This is a genomic window from Pseudomonas sp. B13(2017), assembly GCF_002113245.1.
GTDB classification, from domain to species: domain Bacteria; phylum Pseudomonadota; class Gammaproteobacteria; order Pseudomonadales; family Pseudomonadaceae; genus Aquipseudomonas; species Aquipseudomonas putida_Z.
On record NZ_NEJX01000013.1, the window covers coordinates 14,335 to 31,013 of the forward strand.

Annotated in this window: 18 protein-coding genes and 1 pseudogene; 13 read left to right on the forward strand and 6 right to left on the reverse strand. The window is 64.9% G+C overall.

All coding sequences use genetic code 11. The annotated features are described in order from the left end of the window. Positions 1-41: 41 nt before the first annotated feature. Positions 42-551 (reverse strand): GNAT family N-acetyltransferase, encoded by a 510-nt coding sequence (locus tag CAG44_RS17140; RefSeq protein ID WP_085692581.1) that lies wholly within the window; start codon positions 549-551, stop codon positions 42-44. Positions 552-719: 168 nt separating this feature from the next. Here CAG44_RS17140 and CAG44_RS17145 point away from each other — a divergent pair, with 168 nt between their 5' ends. Next, a complete protein-coding gene (locus tag CAG44_RS17145; protein ID WP_085589635.1) occupies positions 720-1,187 on the forward strand; it encodes a sterol desaturase family protein in 468 nt (155 codons plus the stop codon). A gap of 118 nt (positions 1,188-1,305) precedes the next feature. Here CAG44_RS17145 and CAG44_RS17150 read toward each other — a convergent pair whose 3' ends face one another. Further along, positions 1,306-2,199, reverse strand: a complete 894-nt coding sequence (locus CAG44_RS17150) for a bile acid:sodium symporter family protein (RefSeq protein ID WP_025339072.1) — start codon at positions 2,197-2,199, stop codon at positions 1,306-1,308. Between the two features lie 184 nt (positions 2,200-2,383). On the opposite strand from CAG44_RS17150, the gene CAG44_RS17155 reads away from it, so the two are divergent. From CAG44_RS17155 to CAG44_RS17210, 12 genes and pseudogenes are all read left to right on the forward strand, one after another. After that, positions 2,384-3,247 carry a Dyp-type peroxidase gene (locus CAG44_RS17155; protein ID WP_085615693.1) on the forward strand — a complete coding sequence of 288 codons (864 nt, stop codon included), beginning with the start codon at positions 2,384-2,386 and terminating at the stop codon, positions 3,245-3,247. Positions 3,248-3,336: 89 nt separating this feature from the next. Next, positions 3,337-4,245, forward strand: a complete 909-nt coding sequence (locus CAG44_RS17160) for an aldo/keto reductase (protein ID WP_085692582.1) — start codon at positions 3,337-3,339, stop codon at positions 4,243-4,245. Between the two features lie 4 nt (positions 4,246-4,249). Next, on the forward strand, positions 4,250-5,533 hold the full coding sequence (locus CAG44_RS17165; RefSeq protein WP_085692583.1) for an NTP/NDP exchange transporter: 1,284 nt from the start codon (positions 4,250-4,252) through the stop codon (positions 5,531-5,533). Between the two features lie 205 nt (positions 5,534-5,738). Beyond that, positions 5,739-5,858, forward strand: a pseudogene (locus CAG44_RS17170) (general stress protein); the annotation flags it as partial. A gap of 60 nt (positions 5,859-5,918) precedes the next feature. After that, positions 5,919-6,116: a hypothetical protein gene (locus CAG44_RS17175; protein ID WP_085589645.1), complete on the forward strand. Its 198-nt coding sequence runs from the start codon at positions 5,919-5,921 to the stop codon at positions 6,114-6,116. A gap of 21 nt (positions 6,117-6,137) precedes the next feature. After that, the gene (locus CAG44_RS17180; RefSeq protein ID WP_085692584.1) at positions 6,138-7,472 is read left to right on the forward strand and encodes an iron-containing redox enzyme family protein; all 1,335 of its coding nucleotides are present in this window, start codon (positions 6,138-6,140) and stop codon (positions 7,470-7,472) included. Further along, the gene (locus CAG44_RS17185; RefSeq protein WP_085692585.1) at positions 7,472-8,425 is read left to right on the forward strand and encodes a class I SAM-dependent methyltransferase; all 954 of its coding nucleotides are present in this window, start codon (positions 7,472-7,474) and stop codon (positions 8,423-8,425) included. The genes CAG44_RS17180 and CAG44_RS17185 overlap by 1 nt, the downstream gene beginning before the upstream one ends. A 6-nt stretch (positions 8,426-8,431) precedes the next feature. Beyond that, positions 8,432-9,538 carry a carboxylate-amine ligase gene (locus CAG44_RS17190; protein ID WP_085692586.1) on the forward strand — a complete coding sequence of 369 codons (1,107 nt, stop codon included), beginning with the start codon at positions 8,432-8,434 and terminating at the stop codon, positions 9,536-9,538. Positions 9,539-9,594: 56 nt separating this feature from the next. Then, positions 9,595-10,182 carry a nucleosidase gene (locus tag CAG44_RS17195; protein WP_085615705.1) on the forward strand — a complete coding sequence of 196 codons (588 nt, stop codon included), beginning with the start codon at positions 9,595-9,597 and terminating at the stop codon, positions 10,180-10,182. A 363-nt stretch (positions 10,183-10,545) separates the two neighbouring features. Next, complete coding sequence (locus CAG44_RS28830; protein WP_158091151.1) at positions 10,546-11,094, forward strand: hypothetical protein; 549 nt, start codon at positions 10,546-10,548, stop codon at positions 11,092-11,094. A 450-nt stretch (positions 11,095-11,544) separates the two neighbouring features. Beyond that, a complete protein-coding gene (locus CAG44_RS17205) occupies positions 11,545-12,450 on the forward strand; it encodes an SDR family oxidoreductase (RefSeq protein ID WP_075045213.1) in 906 nt (301 codons plus the stop codon). 71 nt (positions 12,451-12,521) lie between these two features. Then, positions 12,522-13,343 (forward strand): Ku protein, encoded by an 822-nt coding sequence (locus CAG44_RS17210; RefSeq protein WP_075045214.1) that lies wholly within the window; start codon positions 12,522-12,524, stop codon positions 13,341-13,343. 234 nt (positions 13,344-13,577) lie between these two features. Here CAG44_RS17210 and CAG44_RS17215 read toward each other — a convergent pair whose 3' ends face one another. The 4 genes from CAG44_RS17215 to CAG44_RS17230 are packed head-to-tail and all read right to left on the reverse strand — an operon-like array spanning position 13,578 to position 16,640. After that, entirely contained in the window at positions 13,578-14,237 is a 660-nt protein-coding gene (locus CAG44_RS17215) for a glycosyltransferase family 2 protein (RefSeq protein ID WP_085692588.1), read from the reverse strand. Further along, a complete protein-coding gene (locus CAG44_RS17220) occupies positions 14,234-14,833 on the reverse strand; it encodes a bifunctional 2-polyprenyl-6-hydroxyphenol methylase/3-demethylubiquinol 3-O-methyltransferase UbiG (protein WP_085589661.1) in 600 nt (199 codons plus the stop codon). Before CAG44_RS17220 ends, CAG44_RS17215 begins: the two co-directional genes overlap by 4 nt. Positions 14,834-14,844: 11 nt before the next feature. Then, the gene (locus CAG44_RS17225) at positions 14,845-15,600 is read right to left on the reverse strand and encodes a PIG-L deacetylase family protein (RefSeq protein ID WP_085589663.1); all 756 of its coding nucleotides are present in this window, start codon (positions 15,598-15,600) and stop codon (positions 14,845-14,847) included. Next, positions 15,597-16,640 (reverse strand): acyl-CoA dehydrogenase family protein, encoded by a 1,044-nt coding sequence (locus CAG44_RS17230; RefSeq protein ID WP_085692589.1) that lies wholly within the window; start codon positions 16,638-16,640, stop codon positions 15,597-15,599. The genes CAG44_RS17225 and CAG44_RS17230 overlap by 4 nt, the downstream gene beginning before the upstream one ends. Between the last annotated feature and the right edge of the window lie 39 nt (positions 16,641-16,679).

The following is a 16,679-nucleotide window of genomic DNA, read 5'->3' on the forward strand; positions in this document are numbered from 1 at the left end:
AGCTGGCTTGCCGGCGATGGGCTGCAAAGCAGCCCCGGGGTCTAATTATCTACGCCAAGGCGCATCGCACAACGGCCCGCAAGCCCATGGGCACGCTCGTCGGCCAGAATCTGCTGCAAGCGTGCATCCAGCAGCCCCTCATCAATCACCTCAAACCCAAACCGCGCATAGAACGGCGCATTCCACGGCACATCGGCAAAGGTGGTCAAGGTCAACTCCCTCACCCCCGCCTGGCGCGCCGCATCGGCCACCTGCTGCAGCAGCTTGCGCCCGACACCTTGCCCCTGAGCCTCCCGGCGCACCGAAATTTCATGAAGATGCAGCGCCTGATCCTCGAACCGGACACAGGCAAACCCCAGAATGCGCCCATCCGCCCCCTCGGCCACCCAGCTACCGCCAGCTTCGACAAATGCCTGATGGGTGCCGCAGTCCATCACATCTCCTTGCGCCAGCCATGCCAGCGCCGGCCGGGCGGCAAAGGCCTGGGCCGCCGAGCGCTCGACGTCCGGGAGCCATTGAATATCGCGCTCAAGGGTAGGGCGGATGCGCATCAATCTGTCCTTTTCAAGTTTTGTACGTCCTGGTCTGCCGCCAGCACCTGCGGCTGCAATTGCAGCGCACCGAGCTTACACCTTTCGTCAACCGGTCACGCCTGCATGGAAAAAAACGCCGGCAATCGGTACCCTTGCGCCTTCCCTCGCCATCCCCCGGACCGTTCCATGCTGTTCAATCTCGCCGTGCTGTTCGGCACCCTGGTGGCCATGGAGGGCGTTGGCACGCTGGCTCACAAGTACATCATGCATGGCTGGGGCTGGTGGCTGCACCGCTCGCACCATGAGCCGCAACTGGGCATGCTCGAAACCAATGACCTGTACCTGGTGGCCCTGGGGCTGATTGCCACGCTGCTGGTGGCTCTGGGCAAGGGTGGTTATGCGCCCTTGCAGTGGGTGGGCGGCGGGGTGGCGGGGTATGGCGTGCTGTATGTCGTGGCTCACGACGGGTTCTTTCATCGGCACTGGCCACGCAAGCCACGGCCGGTCAACCGCTACCTCAAGCGTTTGCATCGCGCGCACCGGTTGCATCACGCGGTGAAGGGGCGCACGGGGAGTGTGTCGTTCGGGTTTTTCTATGCACCGCCGTTGAAGGTGCTGAAACAGCAGTTGCGGCGTAAGCGCAGCCAGTTGTAAAAACCTGTACCGGCCCTATCGCCGGCAAGCCGGCTCCCACAAGGACAGCGCCAGCCTTCAGCCCTGCACCGTACCTGTGGGAGCTGGCTTGCCGGCGATAGGGCCACAGGCGGCACCTTCAATTGACGGTTTCACCCTTGGGCTGCGCCGCCACATGCCCGCGGCTCACCCACCAGCCAAACGCCGCCGCGGTGAAGAACATGATCAGGCTGTACAGCGCCGCCGGCACCGCCATGGTGGCGTTGTTCAGCAGCGAAGGGCTCAATGCCAGGGCAATCGCCAAGGTGCCATTGTGGATGCCGATCTCCATGCCGATGGCAATCGCCTGGCGCTTGGGAATGTTCAACAGGCGCGGCACCCAGTAGCCCACGCTCAGGCTCAGCAGGTTGAACAGCAGCGCGGCCAGGCCCACCACCGGCGCGTACGCAACCACGGTCTGCCAGTCCTTGGCCAGCGCCAGGACGATGGTGAACGCCAGGAACAACGCGGCCACCAGCTTCATCGGCTTCTCCATGCGCGCGGCAAAAGCGGGTGCGAAGCGGCGAACCAGCATGCCCAGCGCCACCGGTAGCAGGACGATGGCGAACACCTGCATCACCTTGGCAAATTGCAGCGGTATGGCCTGGTCCGATGCCATGAACCAGCTCAGCGACAGGTTCACCAGCAGTGGCATGGTCAGGATCGCGATCAGCGAGTTGACCGCCGTCAGGGTGATATTCAACGCCACATCGCCATGGGCCAGGTGGCTGAAAAGGTTCGCCGTGGTGCCTCCAGGCGAGGCGGCCAGCAGCATCAACCCCACCGCCAGGGCCGACTCCAGGCCAAAGCCGTTGGCAATCAGGAAGCACACCAGCGGCAGCAGCAGGATCTGGCAAACCAGGCCTACCACCACCGGCTTGGGGTATTTCACCACGCGGGCGAAGTCGGCCAGGGTCAGCGATAACCCGAGGCCGAGCATGATGATGCCCAGGGCCAGCGGCAGAAAGGCGGTGAGCAAAGGTGAGGCTGTCATGGGCGGTCTCTCGGGCGAAGGATCCCGAGCAGTGTAGGTCGGCACTGATTGATAGCTAATTGCAAAGCGCCAGCCCTTGGTAACCGTTTGTTACCAAGCGCAGCGGCCAGCGAGGCTGTATGCCGCGTTGCAGTAGGCCTGCAGGCGCAGTAGCATTCCGGTTTTTACCGAGGATTAGCCTGTCATGCCGTTCCAGCAAGGTCTGCTTGCCACCCCGGTGCCGGCCCACGCCCGTCACCTGTTCTTCACCCTGCAGTCGCCCGAGGCCCTGCCTGCTGCCCTGGATGCCTTGCTGCCGCAGGTCGATGGCGAACAGCTGATCCTGGGTGTCGGCGCCCCGCTGGCCAAGGCCCTGGGCCGTGAAGTACCTGGCTTGCGCGCCTTCCCGCAGCTGGATGCTGCAGTGGAGAACCCCAGCACCCAACACGCCCTGTGGCTGTGGCTGCGCGGCAACGAGCGCGGCGACTTGCTGCTGCGGGCCCAGGCCCTGGAGCTGGCATTGGCACCGGCCCTGCGCCTGGCCGACAGCGTCGACGGCTTCCTGCACCGTGGCGGCCATGACCTGACCGGCTATGAGGACGGCACCGAAAACCCGGTGGACGAAGAGGCCGTGCAAGCGGCCATTGGCGCCGATGGCTCCAGCTTTGCCGCGTTCCAGTTGTGGAAGCACGACCTGGAGTACTTCAAGTCGCTGCCCCAGGCCGACCAGGACAACATCATCGGCCGCCGCCTCAGCGACAACGAAGAGCTCGACGACGCCCCCGAGTCCGCCCACGTCAAGCGCACGGCCCAGGAAAGCTTCGAACCAGAAGCGTTCATCGTCCGTCGTTCGGTGGCCTGGGCAGACCAACGTGGCGCTGGCCTGGCCTTCGTGGCCCTGGGCCACAGCTTCGATGCGTTCGAGGTGCAGCTGCGGCGCATGAGCGGCCTGGAGGACGGCATCATCGACGGCCTGTACCGCTTCAGCCGGCCACTGACCGGTGGTTACTACTGGTGCCCGCCCATGAGCGAGACGGGTGTCGACCTGAGCCTGCTGCTGCAAGCCTGATCGCTAAACATCCAGATACAGAAACACCGGACGCAGCGGGGTACAGCGGCTAGCCTTGAAAGTTTCCGCTTCGTGACGGGAGCTTTTCCATGTACGCACGTCGTGATGTCCTACGTGCGGGTGCTACCTTGGGCTTGCTGGCCGCCAGCCCCTGGTTGCACGCCGCTGCCCCGGCGGGCTTGCTGACCCGCAACGTGCCGAGCACCGGTGAAGCGCTGCCGGTGATCGGTGCCGGTACCTCCGGCAGTTTCGAAGTGCAAGCCGGTTCGGCCCAGTACCAGCAGCTGAAAGTTGTACTGAAGGCGTTCTTCGAAGGCGGTGGCCGGGTCATCGACACCTCGCCCAACTACGGCGGCGCCGACAGCATTCTCGGCCAGCTGCTGGAAGAGGGCGGCTGGCACCGGCAGTGCTTCATCGCCACCAAGATCGCCGCCGACAGCCGGGCAGACGCCGAAGCGCAATGGGCCGGCAGCCTCGAGAGCCTGCGCACCGACAAGGTCGACTTGCTGCAGATCCACAACCTGCGCGACTGGCAGACCCAGCTGCCCTATGCCCGCGAATTGAAGCAGCAGGGCAAGACCCGCTATGTCGGCATCACCCATTACCTGAACAGTGGCCAGGACGAGGTCGCCCGCATCGTGCGCAGCGAACCGCTGGACTTCATCCAGATCAACTACTCGGTCAATGCCCCCGACGCCGCCCGCGAACTGCTGCCGCTGTGCCAGGACAAGGGCGTCGCCGTGCTGATCAACCGGGCATTCGACGATGGCCGCCTGTTCGCCCGGGTGAAGGACCAGGCCTTGCCCGGCTGGGCCGCAGAGGCAGGTATCGGCAGCTGGGCGCAGCTCTTTCTCAAGTTCGCCATCAGTCACCCGGCGGTGACCACGGTCATCCCCGCGACCAGCCGCCCCGAGCGCCAACTAGACCAGCTCAAGGCCGGGCACGGGCCGTTGCTGACCCAGGCGCAGCAACAGGCGCTGATCAAGCAGTTTGCCTGACACCATGGCAGCCTGGCGGCGGCGCCTGGACCAGGGGCTGAACATCCAGCCCGGCGAAGGGCCGGCGGTGATCGCCGGTCTGCTGCTGTTCTACCTGTTGTTCACTGGCTATTTCATGCTGCGCCCGGTGCGCGAAACCATGGGCGTTGCCGGTGGCGTGGACAACCTGCAATGGCTGTTCACCGGCACCTTCATCGCCACCCTGGCGTGCCTGCCGTTGTTTGGCTGGCTGGCCTCCAAGGTGCAGCGCAGGTACATCCTGCCCTGGACCTACGGCTTCTTCGCCAGCAACCTGCTGCTGTTCGCCGTGCTGTTTGCCCGCAACCCGGAAGCTTCGTGGACGGCACGGGCCTTCTACATCTGGTTGTCGGTGTTCAACCTGCTGAGCATCTCGCTGGCCTGGAGCGTGCTCGCCGACCTGTTTTCCACCGCGCAAGGCAAGCGCCTGTTCGGCCTGCTGGCGGCCGGGGCCAGCCTGGGTGGGCTCAGTGGCCCCATCCTGGGCACGCTGCTGGTGGCGCCGCTGGGCCATGCCGGGTTGCTGGTGCTGGCCGCGGCGTTGCTGCTGGGCAGCATCGGCGCCACGTTGTATCTGCAACGCTGGCGATCGCGGCATCCACTGCCGGCGCAAGCCGAGCGGGCAGGTTCCCGGCCACTGGGCGGCAACCCGTTTGCCGGTGCCACTGCCGTACTGCGCTCGCCCTACCTGCTGGGCATTGCCCTGTTCGTGGTGTTGCTCGCCAGTGTCAGCACCTTCCTGTATTTCGAACAGGCACGCATCGTCAGTGAAACCTTCACCGACCGTACCCGGCAAACCCAAGTGTTCGGCCTGATCGACACCGTGGTACAGGCCTTGGCCATCCTCACCCAGGTGTTCCTTACCGGTCGCCTGGCCCGCCGCCTGGGGGTGGGCGTGCTGCTGGTGGCGGTGCCGCTGGTGATGGCTGCGGGCTTCCTGTGGCTGGCACTGGCCCCGGTGTTCGCCGTGTTCGTGGTGGTGATGGTGGTGCGCCGGGCCGGTGAGTACGCGCTGGTGCGGCCGGGGCGGGAGATGCTGTTCACCGTGCTGCCCGCCGAGGACAAGTACAAGGCCAAGAACTTCATCGACACCGTGGTCTACCGCGGCGGCGACGCGCTCAGCGGCTGGGTCAAGCGGGGGCTGGATGTGATGGGCGAATACCCGCAACTGGCGATGTTGATCGGTACGCTGATTGCCTTGGGCTGGGCGATGACCGGAGGTTTGCTGGGAAGGCGACAGGCACGCCTGGAAACCACATCGCGCGACTGACAGGCGCGCCAAATATGCTGATGCCGCTTATTTAATGCCGTTGGTCCGAACGCTTCGCATTAAACCGAATCCGCCGAAATGACCGAACTCCCAACTGGTGTACGGCAGGTAATGCCGTGCATTCCGAAGTCATACGAGGTTTAAGACCATGGCCAACAAAGAGAACAGCCGCACCGGCAACCAGCAAGGCAGCCAGGGTGGCAACAAGAACCCGGGCAACTTTGCCAATGACCGCGAAAAAGCCTCCGAAGCTGGGCGCAAGGGCGGCCAGCAATCCGGTGGTGGCCGTACCAGCGAATCGGGCCGCAAGGGCGGCCGTTCGTAAGTGAGGCTACGCAGTGCCCGGGTGATCGGGCACTGCGATTCTGCACATGAGGAGAACCCCATGCGATTGATCCCTCTCATAGCGCTGGTGGGCACGCTTGGCTTGCTGGGTGGCTGTTTCGACCGGGACAACGACCACCCGGCAAAGGATGCCGACCAAAGCAAACCTTCGCTGCAGATGCAGCAACCCGACGACAAACCTGCTCCCCAACCTGCGCCGGACCCCGAGCCGATGCCTGGCCAGAAACCCAGCCAATAAAACGCGGACAAGGACTACGGCATGACGGTAATGACCCGCAAGACCGGCGCGGTGATACCGGCTTCGGCAAATGGGCCAAGCCTGAAGGAGCGTTACCACAAGTTGCTCGTGGCCCACGACACCACGAGCGCGGCGTGGCTGAGCGAACAATTGGCACGCGCGCAGCGTTTGCCGGATGACCTGCCTGCCGATCCTGCTCAGCTGGAAGCCTGGAGCGCTAGCCATGCAAGCCAGGTGGCCGAGGCCTATGCCAGTTACCTCGAGCAACGCCGCCAAGGCGCGCCGCGGCGCTATTTTGCCAACCGCGCCCAGGCGTTGTGGTTCCTGCAACAAGTGGCGCCCACCAAGGCAGTGGACGGGGCATGGCTGCACAGTACCTTGCGACAGTGGGGCGATCCGCGCTATCACGGCCTGATTCGCACCTACCTGGAAGAACTGGGCGGCGGTGATCCGCGCTGCAACCATGTGCTGATCTACCAACGGCTGTTGAGCCGGCTGGGTTGCCTGGGTATGCCAGAACTGGACGACCAGCGTTACCTGCAGGGCGCCTTGCAGTTGGCATTGGGGCGCCACGGCGATGATTTTCTTCCCGAGCTGATCGGCTACAACCTGGGCTATGAACAACCACCGTTGCATCTGCTGATCACCACCTACGAACTGGCGGAATTGGGCATCGATGGCCATTATTTCCAGCTTCACGTGACCATCGACAACGCGGCCAGCGGGCATGCGCATCTGTCCATCCAGGCGCTACGCCAACTCTGCCCGGCCGACGAAGCTGGCCAGTTCTACCAGCGGGTGCGCAGTGGGTACCGCTTGAACGACCTGGGGCTTGATACACCCAGCCTGATCAGCAGCTTCGATCTTGAATCCGAATTGCTGTCGGCACTGGAGTACAAGCGCAATTTTGGCCAGTTCATGCATTCCGACCATTGCCGCCTGCAAAAGCGTACCGTCAACCAATGGCTGGCCGAACCCGGCGCCATGCCCGCGTTTCTGCAGGCCCTGCAGGCGCAGGGCTGGATCCGCCGTGGTGAAGCACCCGCCAACAGCCGCTGGTGGGGGCTCATCGACGGCCCCTCGGCACCGATGTATGGCGTGTTCACAGCGTATGAAAAACAACTATGGCACGACTGGATCGCGGCAGGTTGGCAAGCCCGGGGGCGCCGCGTGCTGCCTGGCAGCTGGGAGGTGCAAGTGCAATCGGATGATGCGCTTTCGACTCCTGCCGCGGACGCCGATATCGAGACGTTGATCGACACGATGTCCGGTAACCGCCATGCAACACCGGAAGGCTTGCTGGCCACTCGGCGCTATATGCGTGCTACCGGCCTTGTTCAGGAGATGACCCGCTGATGCTGCTCGATCCGCAACAGATCCAGGCTGACCAGGCAATGCTGCAACTAGGCAGGCGCCTGCGCGCCGACGGCTACCGCTTCACTTGCGTCACCCCGGCAACCCATGCTCGCGTGAATGCGCGCCCGGAAGCCGGGCAGGCCAGGACCGTGCGCGATGTGTTCGGCTGGAACCGTCCGTTCCGATCGTCACTGGTTTCTGCCGATGAGCTGGAGCAGATGCGGCAGGCCCAGGTACTCGAGGAGCACGGTGATTTGCTGATCAGCCGCGTGCGCTGGTCCACGCTCGACGACCTGTTGCTGGTGCACTCTGCGTACCCCACCCAACAATCCGACGCGGTGTTTTTCGGCCCCGACAGTTACCGTTTCGCCCAGGTCATTCATGATCACCTGCAACGCACGCCGAAGCGTGTCGAGCATGCCGTGGATATCGGTTGCGGCACGGGTGTCGGCGCCTTGCTGATTGCCCGGGCGGCTCCCCATGCCCAGGTCAGCGCCGTGGATATCAACCCGCTCGCGTTGCGTTACACGGCGATCAACGCGGCATTGGCGGGCCTGAGCAATGTGTCCGTGGAGCCAAGTGACCTGCTCGGCGGCATTACCGGGCTGTTCGACCTTATCGTTGCCAACCCGCCGTACATGCTCGATGCCAGCGAACGTACCTATCGGCATGGCGGTGGTTCGCTCGGCGCGCAGCTTTCGCTGCGGATCGTCGAACAAGCCTGCGAGCGGCTCGGCTCGGGGGGCTCGCTACTGTTGTATACCGGCGTGGCGATCGTCGAGGGCCGGGACGCCTTGCTCGAAGCCATTCGCCTGCGCCTGGCGGGCCCGGCATGGTCCTGGGTGTATCGGGAAATCGACCCGGATGTGTTCGGCGAGCAACTGAACGAACCCGGTTACGAGCAGGTCGAGCGCATCGCCGCGGTGGTGCTCACAGTTACCCGCAACAGCTGAGGTAGCATGGCCCGACCCTGCACGTTCGGTATCGAGGAAGAATACCTGCTGGTGAACCTGGACACAGGGCAGGTGCCAGCTACACCTTCGCCGGCCGTGCTGGAGCGGTGCAAGGAGACCTTGGGCCAGCATTTTGCCCAGGAAATGTTCCGCAGCCAGATCGAGGTGGCCTCGCCGGTGTTCGCCAACCTGTTCGAGGCACGCGAGTTCTTCCGGCACAGCCGCCAGCGGCTGAATACAGCGCTGGCCGAAGAGGGCATGGGCCTGTACGGTGCGGCGAGCCACCCCAATGCCGCCTGGCTGCGGCAGAAACCTTCTACCCCGGCGCACTACCAGCAACTGTTCGCTGACTACCGGCATGTGGCGCGGCGCAGCCTGCTCAACGGCCTGCATGTACACGTGGGCGTACCGCCAGGTTGCGACCGCATGCAATTGATCAACCGCGTACTGGGCTGGTTGCCCCTGTTGCTGGTGCTGAGTGCGTCATCCCCGCTGTGGGCAGGCCAGTGCACCGGCTACATGAGCTATCGGCGGGTGATTTGCGGGGAGTGGCCGCACATGGGCTTGCCCGAGCCTTTGCCGGATTGGGCCGCCTACGAGCGCTACCGTGCATTGCTGCAACGCACAGGGTCGCTGGCCGCGGATGGCGACTTCTGGTGGGCGATCCGGCCTTCGCGGCGCTTCCCCACGGTCGAGCTGCGCATCTGCGATGGCTGCCCGCGGCTGGAGGACGCGCTGTGCATCGCTGCGCTGTTTCGTCACCTGGTGGAGCACAGCATCGTGTACCGGCATGACCCGGCGGCCTGCAACCGCGAACAGCGCTGGATCACCCAGGAAAACTACTGGCGCGCCATGCGTCATGGGCGCCAGGGCGAGTTCATTGGCCTGCATGAGCAACAGCCGGTCACGGCCGAAGGTTGGTTGGCTCAATTGCAGGAGCAGTTGCCGATCGACACCGCAGACGCCGAGCGCGCCTGCCACCATGCACAACGCCTGCTGCGCAACGGCACCCATGCCGACCAGCAACTGCAATGTCTGGCTCAGGCCAGCGCTGCCGGCCTGGGCAGGGCGCAGGCGTTACGGGCCGTGGTGGCCGCCGGGGCTTGCAATTAGCCGGGGTTTGCCGAAAATGGCCGCGCCTTTCGCAGCCACTCGGAACCACCTGCGCCATGATGCTGATCAAGCAATTCCCCGACATTTCCCTGGACGACACGTTGTTTGTCTTCGCCCTCGAAGCCGAGGCCGGCGATGTATTCGCTGACGTCAACACCGTGTTCACCGGCATCGGCAAGGTCAATGCCGCCATCGCCCTGACCAAGGCCATTGCCGCGCGCCGGCCCAGGCTGATCGTCAACCTCGGCTCGGCCGGCAGCCAGCGCCATGGCAAGGGCGAGGTGGTGTGCTGCACCCGCTTCGTGCAGCGCGACATGGACGTGACCCCGCTGGGCTTCGCCCGCTACCAGACACCTCTGTCGGACATCCCGGTGGTGCTGGAGCATGGGGCGCAAATCCCCGGCCTGGCCCTGGAAACCTGCGGCAGCGGCGACAGCTTCGAGATCAACCATGGCGATGCACCTTATGACGTGGTCGACATGGAAGCCTACGTGCTGGCGCTGATCGCACGCGGCGAAGGCATCCCGTTCGTGTGCCTGAAATACATTTCCGATGATGCTGGCAGTGACGCGGCGCAGGACTGGGCGGTGCAGGTTCACCTGGCTGCTGAGGCTTTCAGGCAGGTGCTGTTCAGCCAGGCGTGACTGCTGGCAGGCGCCGACACGTGCCTTGGCCTGATATTCGGTGTTTGGAACTCAGGCAAACCGGACTAGTCTTAATATGTGGGAATATTTCCCACGCAAAGATGCTGACTGGCTCTGAAGGATCGTGCGAAACCGAAGCTGCTCGCTGACACTGCAGATCTATGGCCGCGCCGGTTGGCTGTCCGCTCCATGGGCGGTTGCGAACTCATTGGTCATTGCGTTCGATACGGAGATGACGACGCAACTCCAAGCGGAGGTGCATCATGTTGCTCAAGAAATGTTTGTTGGCATTGGCAATAGGTGGCGTCCTGTCGGCCTCGACCGTGCTGGTGCCCGATTACATCGGTAGTTTCTCCAGCGTGTATGCCAAAGACGGTGGCAGCGGCGGCGGTGGTTCTGGAGGCGGCGGCGGTCACGGTAGTGGCGGCGGTGGCTCTGGAGGTGGCGGCGGTCACGGTGGTGGCAGCGGTGGTTCTGGAGGCGGCGGCGGTCACGGTAGTGGCGGCGGTGGCTCTGGAGGTGGCGGTGGTCACGGTGGTGGCAGCGGTGGCTCTGGAGGCGGTGGCGGTCACGGTGGTGGCAGCGGTGGCGGAGGCAGTGGTCACGGCGGTGACGGCGGTGGCGGTCATGCCGGCCATGGTGGCCCGGGGGCCGGCGATGGTGACCATGGTGGCATGGCCGGCAGAGGCCCAGGCGATGCGCATGACAACGACAACGACAACGACAACGACAACGATGCGGCAGATGCCGCCAGGGACGCAGCCCGAGACGATGCTGATGCAGCCAGAGACGCTGCAAGGGCTGAAGCAGATGCCGCCCGGGATGCGGCAAAAGCTACTGCAGATGCCGCCAGAGACGCTGCCAGAGCCGAGGCGGATGCAGCCCGTGACGCCGCAAAAGCTGCTGGCGTAGCCGGCGCAGATGAAGCCAGAGACGCTGCCAGGGCCGCGGCAGATGCTGCCCGGGACGCAGCCAGAGACGAAGCTGATGCCGCCAGAGATGCTGCCAGGGCTACGGCAGATGCCGCCAGGGACGAAGCCAAAGTCGCTGCCAATGCAGCCAGAGACGCTGCAAGGGCGGATGTGGACGACGCGCCAGATGCTCCAGACGCGCCAGATGCACCGGATGCGCCGGATGTCGACGCAGCTGAGGTACGGAACTAGTCACTTTGAGTGACGTATCGACCGCTGGTCAGTGTTTGGGCCAGTCGGAAAAAACCATCGATGGCGGTTTACCTCGAAATCGGTAGAACGGCCTTCGCGGGCTTGCCGCTCCCACAGGACTACCACCAGTTTCAATACCTGTGGGAGCGGGCAAGCCCGCGAATGGGCCAACACCGGTTTCACCAGAGGAGTGGCCCCCATGCCCAGCAAACCGCACGACCAGTTCAGCATGCAGAACCCGCTGACCCAGTACCCGCACCCTCCGTTCCCGGCCCAAGGCCAGCCAGCACCAGGGCTGGACGCCAACATGCAGCCCGAACCAGACCACGGCGAAACCACCTACAAGGGCTTTGGCCGCCTTGCGGGGCGCAAGGCGCTGATCACCGGCGCAGACTCGGGCATCGGCCGGGCAGTGGCCATTGCCTTCGCCCGCGAAGGTGCCGACATTGCACTCAATTACCTGCCCATCGAACAACCCGATGCCCGCGAAGTCATCAAGCTGATCGAAGCCGAAGGCCGCAAGGTGGTGGCCCTTGCCGGTGACCTGAAGGACGAGCAGTTCTGCAAGGAACTGGTCGACCAGGCCCACGAGCAGCTCGGCGGCCTGGACATCCTGGTCAACGTCGCCGGCAAGCAGGAGGCGCGCAAGGACATCAGCCAGGTCAGCCACGAGCAGTTCGACCACACCCTGAAAACCAACGTCTACGCGCTGTTCTGGCTGTGCCAGGCGGCCGTGCCGCTGATGCCGGCGGGGGCGACCATCATCAACACCGCCTCGATCCAGTCCTACCAGCCTTCGGCCACCTTGCTCGACTATGCCACCACCAAGGCCGCGATCGTTGCCTTCACCAAGGCCTTGGCCAAGCAGGTGATCGAGCGCGGTATCCGGGTCAACGCCGTTGCCCCTGGCCCCATCTGGACCGTGCTGCAGCCCAGCGGCGGCCAGCCACCGGAGAAAATCCCCGACTTCGGCGCGCATACACCGATGAAGCGACCGGGGCAGCCCGCCGAATGTGCGCCGGTGTATGTGTTGCTGGCCAGCCAGGAGTCCAGCTACATCACCGGCGAGGTGTTCGGCGTGACCGGCGGCAACCCGCTGCCGTAGGGCGGGGCGGCTAAACCTTCGCCGCCCGTTGCAGTCGATTCAGGTATGGCAGGCAACCTGGGAGCACCTCCATGGCTAGGGCAATCTGGAAAGGCGCCATCAGTTTCGGCCTCGTGCACATCCCCGTGGCCTTGAATACCGCGGTGCGCACCGAGCGGGTCGATTTCGACTGGCTCGACAAGCGCAGCATGGAGCCGGTCGGCTACAAGCGGGTGAACAAGGTCACCGGCAAGGAAATCGACAAGGACAACATCGTCAAGGGCGTCGAGTTCGAGAAGGGCCGCTACGTGGTGATCAGCGAGGAGGAAATCCGCAAGGCCCGGCCCGAGGCGACCCAGACGATCGATATCTTTTCCTTCGTGGAGGCTGGCGAGATCCCGCTGCAGCACTTCGACACGCCGTACTACCTTACCCCCGACCGCCGTGGCGGCAAGGTGTACGCCTTGCTGCGCGAAACCCTGGCAAAAACCGGCAAGGTGGCGCTGGCCACGGTGGTGCTGCACACCCGACAGCACCTGGCGCTGTTGCGCCCGCTGGATGATGCGCTGGTGATGATCACCCTGCGCTGGCCCGAAGAAGTGCGCGGGCTGGAAACGCTGGAACTGGACAGCAGCGTCACCGAGGCCAAGGTGGACAAGCGCGAACTGGACATGGCCAAGCGGTTGGTGGAAGACATGAGCGGGCCCTGGAAGCCCGCGGAGTACCATGATGCATTCCGCCAGACCATCATGGACCTGGTGGAAGAGAAGGCCAGCAAGGGCAAGATCGAGACTGTGGAGAAGGGCGAGGCGACGGAAGCGGGGAAAAGCGCCGACATCCTCGACCTCACCGAACTGCTCAAGCGCAGCCTCGGTGGCAAGAAGCCGGCGAAGAAGACACGCAAGGCGTCGTGAACCATGGCGCCTGTATCGGGTGGGCGGGTTTACCCTAAAGCCGGTCATTGGCATTTGCTAGTTTGATTGGGGCTGCTTTGCAGCCCTTCGCGGGCTTGCCCGCTCCCACAGGTTTGGTGCGAGGCTCAGAAAATGCGCGGTTCCTGTGGGAGCGGGCAAGCCCGCGAAGGGCCGCAAAGCGGCCCCAAAATGCGTACTGACCGGCATCAGGTTTGCCCGGGAACACAAGCCTCCTCAAACCTGCGTCTGCAACCCTGCCAGATAATCGCCAAACCCTTCGCGGGCCCGGCTGTCGCGCCGGCTGCTGGTGGCCACGCTATGCCTGGCGGTCCATACGATCTGCGCACCACTGGCCTGCAGGTCGTTGACCAGTTGCACATCCTCATGTGCCGCCAGGGGCTGGAAGCCGCCCACTCGATCATAGGCGTCGGCACACACACCCAGATTGGCCCCATGCACATGCCGATGCCCCTCACGTGCCTGGTAACGGCTGTGGTACAGCTTGCGCAAGGCCGCTGTCTGCCAGGGTTGCCAGTACTCGACATGCACCGTGCCGCACACCACCTCGGCACCGCAGGCCAGTTGCGACAGCAGCCAGTGCGCTGGCACCCGGCTGTCGGCATCGGTGCAGGCCAGCCACTGCGCGCCGCGCTCGACCATGTATGCCGCGCCCACCCGGCGGGCCATACCGACGTTGCCGGCATCCACCGTCAGCACCTGTACACCGAAACGCCTTGCCACGGCAGCGCTGCCATCGCTGCAGCGGTCCAGCACCACCAGCACCTCCACCTGGTGCCCCGCCTGCTGCGCCTGCAGGGCGGCAGCCAGTACTGCCCGCAGGCAGCGCCCAAGGCGCCGGGCCTCGTTGTGGGCCGGGATCACCACGGCAATCATGGGCAGGTCTCGTCGAGGTCGACCACGCTGGGCTGAGAGGCCCAGTACTCCAGCACGAAGTCCGCCTCGTCATGCTGGAACTGCAGATACAGCGGAAGGTGCCGGGCCAGCATGCGGTGCACTTCACGCCCGTCCTGCGGGCAACCGGCGATGGGATGCTTCCAGTGGCAGGCCACCAGCCCACCGTCGTAGGTCAGGCTGGCCACCGACTGTTCGATCACCTGCAACCAGTCGGTCGGGTCGAGGTAGTAACCCACTTCGCTCAGCACGATCAGGTCGAAATGCCCATGCGGCCAGTCCGACGGCAGCCGCGCCAGTTCCACCGAGACATTGCTCAGTCCAGCCAAGCGTTCACCGGCCAGCGCTACCGCAGTAGGGTCCAGGTCCTGGCACAACAGGTTGGCACAACGCTCGGCCAGCAAGGCGCTGAGCTCGCCATTGGCGCAAGCCGGCTCGAACACGCGCTGGTAGCACTGGCGCGGCAGGCTGGCCATGACCAGTTCGCGCTTGCGCTTTTCGTACCAGCGGGTGCGAAAGGCCCAAGGGTCTTCACTGGTGGCGTACAGGTCGGCGAAATACTGTGGGTCGAGGCTCATGACAACTCCATTTACAGGAACACCAGTTCGAAAGGTTGCAGCAGACAATCCAGCAAGTTCGGCGGCAGTACGGGCGGGCGCTGGCCATCCGGCTCCAGCTGGCTGACATGGGCGGCCAGGGCCTTGCGCTTGCGGGCCAGGCTGGCCTCGTCCAGCTGAATGCGGTGGGCCCGCGGCCAAGGCAGGCGCGGGTCGTCCGGTTGCGCCCAGTGCCAGGCCCACACGGGTACCTCCAGGCATTGCACCTTGCGCATCCGGGCCGCCTGCGCCGCGGCCCGGCCCACTGCCTCGTGGTCACAGTGGCCATCGCCGCTCCAGGTGGCCATCAGCAGGTCGTCAGGCCTGAGCAACTGGCTCAGGTGGTTGAGCAGAAACGCCTCGTCACGTGGCAACGCGCCGTCTTTGAGGTGGAGCCGCCGCCAGTCCAGGCGGCCGAGGTCGAGGTCAAGCTGTTGCAGCGCATGGCGGCTTTCCAGCGGCCTTTGCCGGCGCAGGCGGTGTTCGCTCCAGTGGGTAGAGCCGGGGTGGCTGGCTTCACCATCGGTGGCGGAGATCAGCACAAGGTCGTCTTCCCGGCCATGAAAGCCCGCCAGCAGCCCGCCGGCCATGAGAATTTCATCATCGGGGTGCGGAGCCAGCAGTACCAGGCGGCGGCCTGGCGGGCACAGCTGCTGCGGGGTGATCCAGGTGGCCCTGGCCAGGTGCGCGCCCTGCTGCCAGGCCGCCCACGGCGTACCGCTGTTCGCCTGGATCAGGTTCTGCCTCATAGCTGCCAGACTCCCGCCGGCCGTTGTGCCAACTGCTCGCCGAGCGCCGCCAGGTCGCGCTCGGCATGGCTCTGGCGCAGGAACACCGGCAAGTCGGCGCTCAGCCGGGCAAAGTGGTTGTCGCGGCAGAAAGGCGTGGCGCCCAGCGCCCGGCCAACGTGGTGGATCACCTGCTCCACGGCCTGTTCCACCTGGGCGCGGGTGCGGCGTACTTCGAAGCTGGCGTCCGCGCCTGGCTGGCGGTCGATCCACGCCGCGCATTCGCGCAGTGCCGCCCTGGCGCCGTACAAGGCTGCATCGACCGCGCCCAGGTGAGCATCGGCATGTGGGTCGGGGCGGGGGTTGCGGCAGTGTTCGCGCAGGTAGTCTGCCAGGGCTTCGGCGGCGCCGTACCAGCAGGCCGCAATGCCAGCGCCGCCGTGCCAGAACCCGGGGCGTGACAGGTATTGCCCAGGGCGGCCGATGGCGATGCCAGGGGTGTGGTTGAATTCGACTTCGACACTGGCGGTGGTGGCCATGCCGATGGCCTGCCAACGGTCTATGGCAAGGCCCTGGCTGGGATGGGACAGTTCGATGGCCACCAGCTGGGGCTGGTCGTGCTGGTCCCAGGCCGTGACCAGCGCCCGGTCGATCTGCAGTGCGCCCGAACACCAGGCCTTGCGACCCTCCAGGCGGACCTGGTCGCCATCACGGGCGACGATGCAGGCGCGGGCACCTGGCGGTTCGGCGGCCCACACGCCCCATATACCCTCGGCAGCGTGGTGCGCCGCAGCGCATTCGGCAAGGATCGCCAACGCGTCGGTGTGGCCCTCGTACAGCTTGGCCAAGGCCAGGTCACAGCCTGCCACCCGGGCCAGGGTTTGCCAGCGCCGTAGCGTATTGCCCTGGCCGGGCAGGGGCAGCAGGTCGAGGTGGTCGGCTTGCAGTGCCTGGATCAGCTGCGGCAACTGGGTATCCAGGTTGAGCGGTTGCTGCCTCTCGCTGAAAGCTCGCAGCAGGCGATCGAGGTTGGTCAGGTCAAAATCCTGGACGATGCTCATGGGCTCGGCTCCTTGGTGAGGCACTGCGGGCGTAGCGCT

Excerpts from the sequence above, each read along its gene's own strand:
- CAG44_RS28830 (WP_158091151.1), top strand. The coding sequence starts at position 10,546 with ATGCCAAAGACGGTGGCAGCGGCGGCGGTGGTTCTGGAGGCGGCGGCG.
- CAG44_RS17155 (WP_085615693.1), top strand. The coding sequence starts at position 2,384 with ATGCCGTTCCAGCAAGGTCTGCTTGCCACCCCGGTGCCGGCCCACGCC.
- CAG44_RS17180 (WP_085692584.1), top strand. The coding sequence starts at position 6,138 with ATGACGGTAATGACCCGCAAGACCGGCGCGGTGATACCGGCTTCGGCA.
- CAG44_RS17195 (WP_085615705.1), top strand. The coding sequence starts at position 9,595 with ATGATGCTGATCAAGCAATTCCCCGACATTTCCCTGGACGACACGTTG.
- CAG44_RS17190 (WP_085692586.1), top strand. The coding sequence starts at position 8,432 with ATGGCCCGACCCTGCACGTTCGGTATCGAGGAAGAATACCTGCTGGTG.
- CAG44_RS17175 (WP_085589645.1), top strand. The coding sequence starts at position 5,919 with ATGCGATTGATCCCTCTCATAGCGCTGGTGGGCACGCTTGGCTTGCTG.
- CAG44_RS17185 (WP_085692585.1), top strand. The coding sequence starts at position 7,472 with ATGCTGCTCGATCCGCAACAGATCCAGGCTGACCAGGCAATGCTGCAA.
- CAG44_RS17145 (WP_085589635.1), top strand. The coding sequence starts at position 720 with ATGCTGTTCAATCTCGCCGTGCTGTTCGGCACCCTGGTGGCCATGGAG.
- CAG44_RS17225 (WP_085589663.1), bottom strand. The coding sequence starts at position 15,600 with ATGAGGCAGAACCTGATCCAGGCGAACAGCGGTACGCCGTGGGCGGCC.
- CAG44_RS17150 (WP_025339072.1), bottom strand. The coding sequence starts at position 2,199 with ATGACAGCCTCACCTTTGCTCACCGCCTTTCTGCCGCTGGCCCTGGGC.
- CAG44_RS17220 (WP_085589661.1), bottom strand. The coding sequence starts at position 14,833 with ATGAGCCTCGACCCACAGTATTTCGCCGACCTGTACGCCACCAGTGAA.
- CAG44_RS17210 (WP_075045214.1), top strand. The coding sequence starts at position 12,522 with ATGGCTAGGGCAATCTGGAAAGGCGCCATCAGTTTCGGCCTCGTGCAC.
- CAG44_RS17205 (WP_075045213.1), top strand. The coding sequence starts at position 11,545 with ATGCCCAGCAAACCGCACGACCAGTTCAGCATGCAGAACCCGCTGACC.
- CAG44_RS17165 (WP_085692583.1), top strand. The coding sequence starts at position 4,250 with ATGGCAGCCTGGCGGCGGCGCCTGGACCAGGGGCTGAACATCCAGCCC.
- CAG44_RS17230 (WP_085692589.1), bottom strand. The coding sequence starts at position 16,640 with ATGAGCATCGTCCAGGATTTTGACCTGACCAACCTCGATCGCCTGCTG.
- CAG44_RS17215 (WP_085692588.1), bottom strand. The coding sequence starts at position 14,237 with ATGATTGCCGTGGTGATCCCGGCCCACAACGAGGCCCGGCGCCTTGGG.
- CAG44_RS17160 (WP_085692582.1), top strand. The coding sequence starts at position 3,337 with ATGTACGCACGTCGTGATGTCCTACGTGCGGGTGCTACCTTGGGCTTG.
- CAG44_RS17140 (WP_085692581.1), bottom strand. The coding sequence starts at position 551 with ATGCGCATCCGCCCTACCCTTGAGCGCGATATTCAATGGCTCCCGGAC.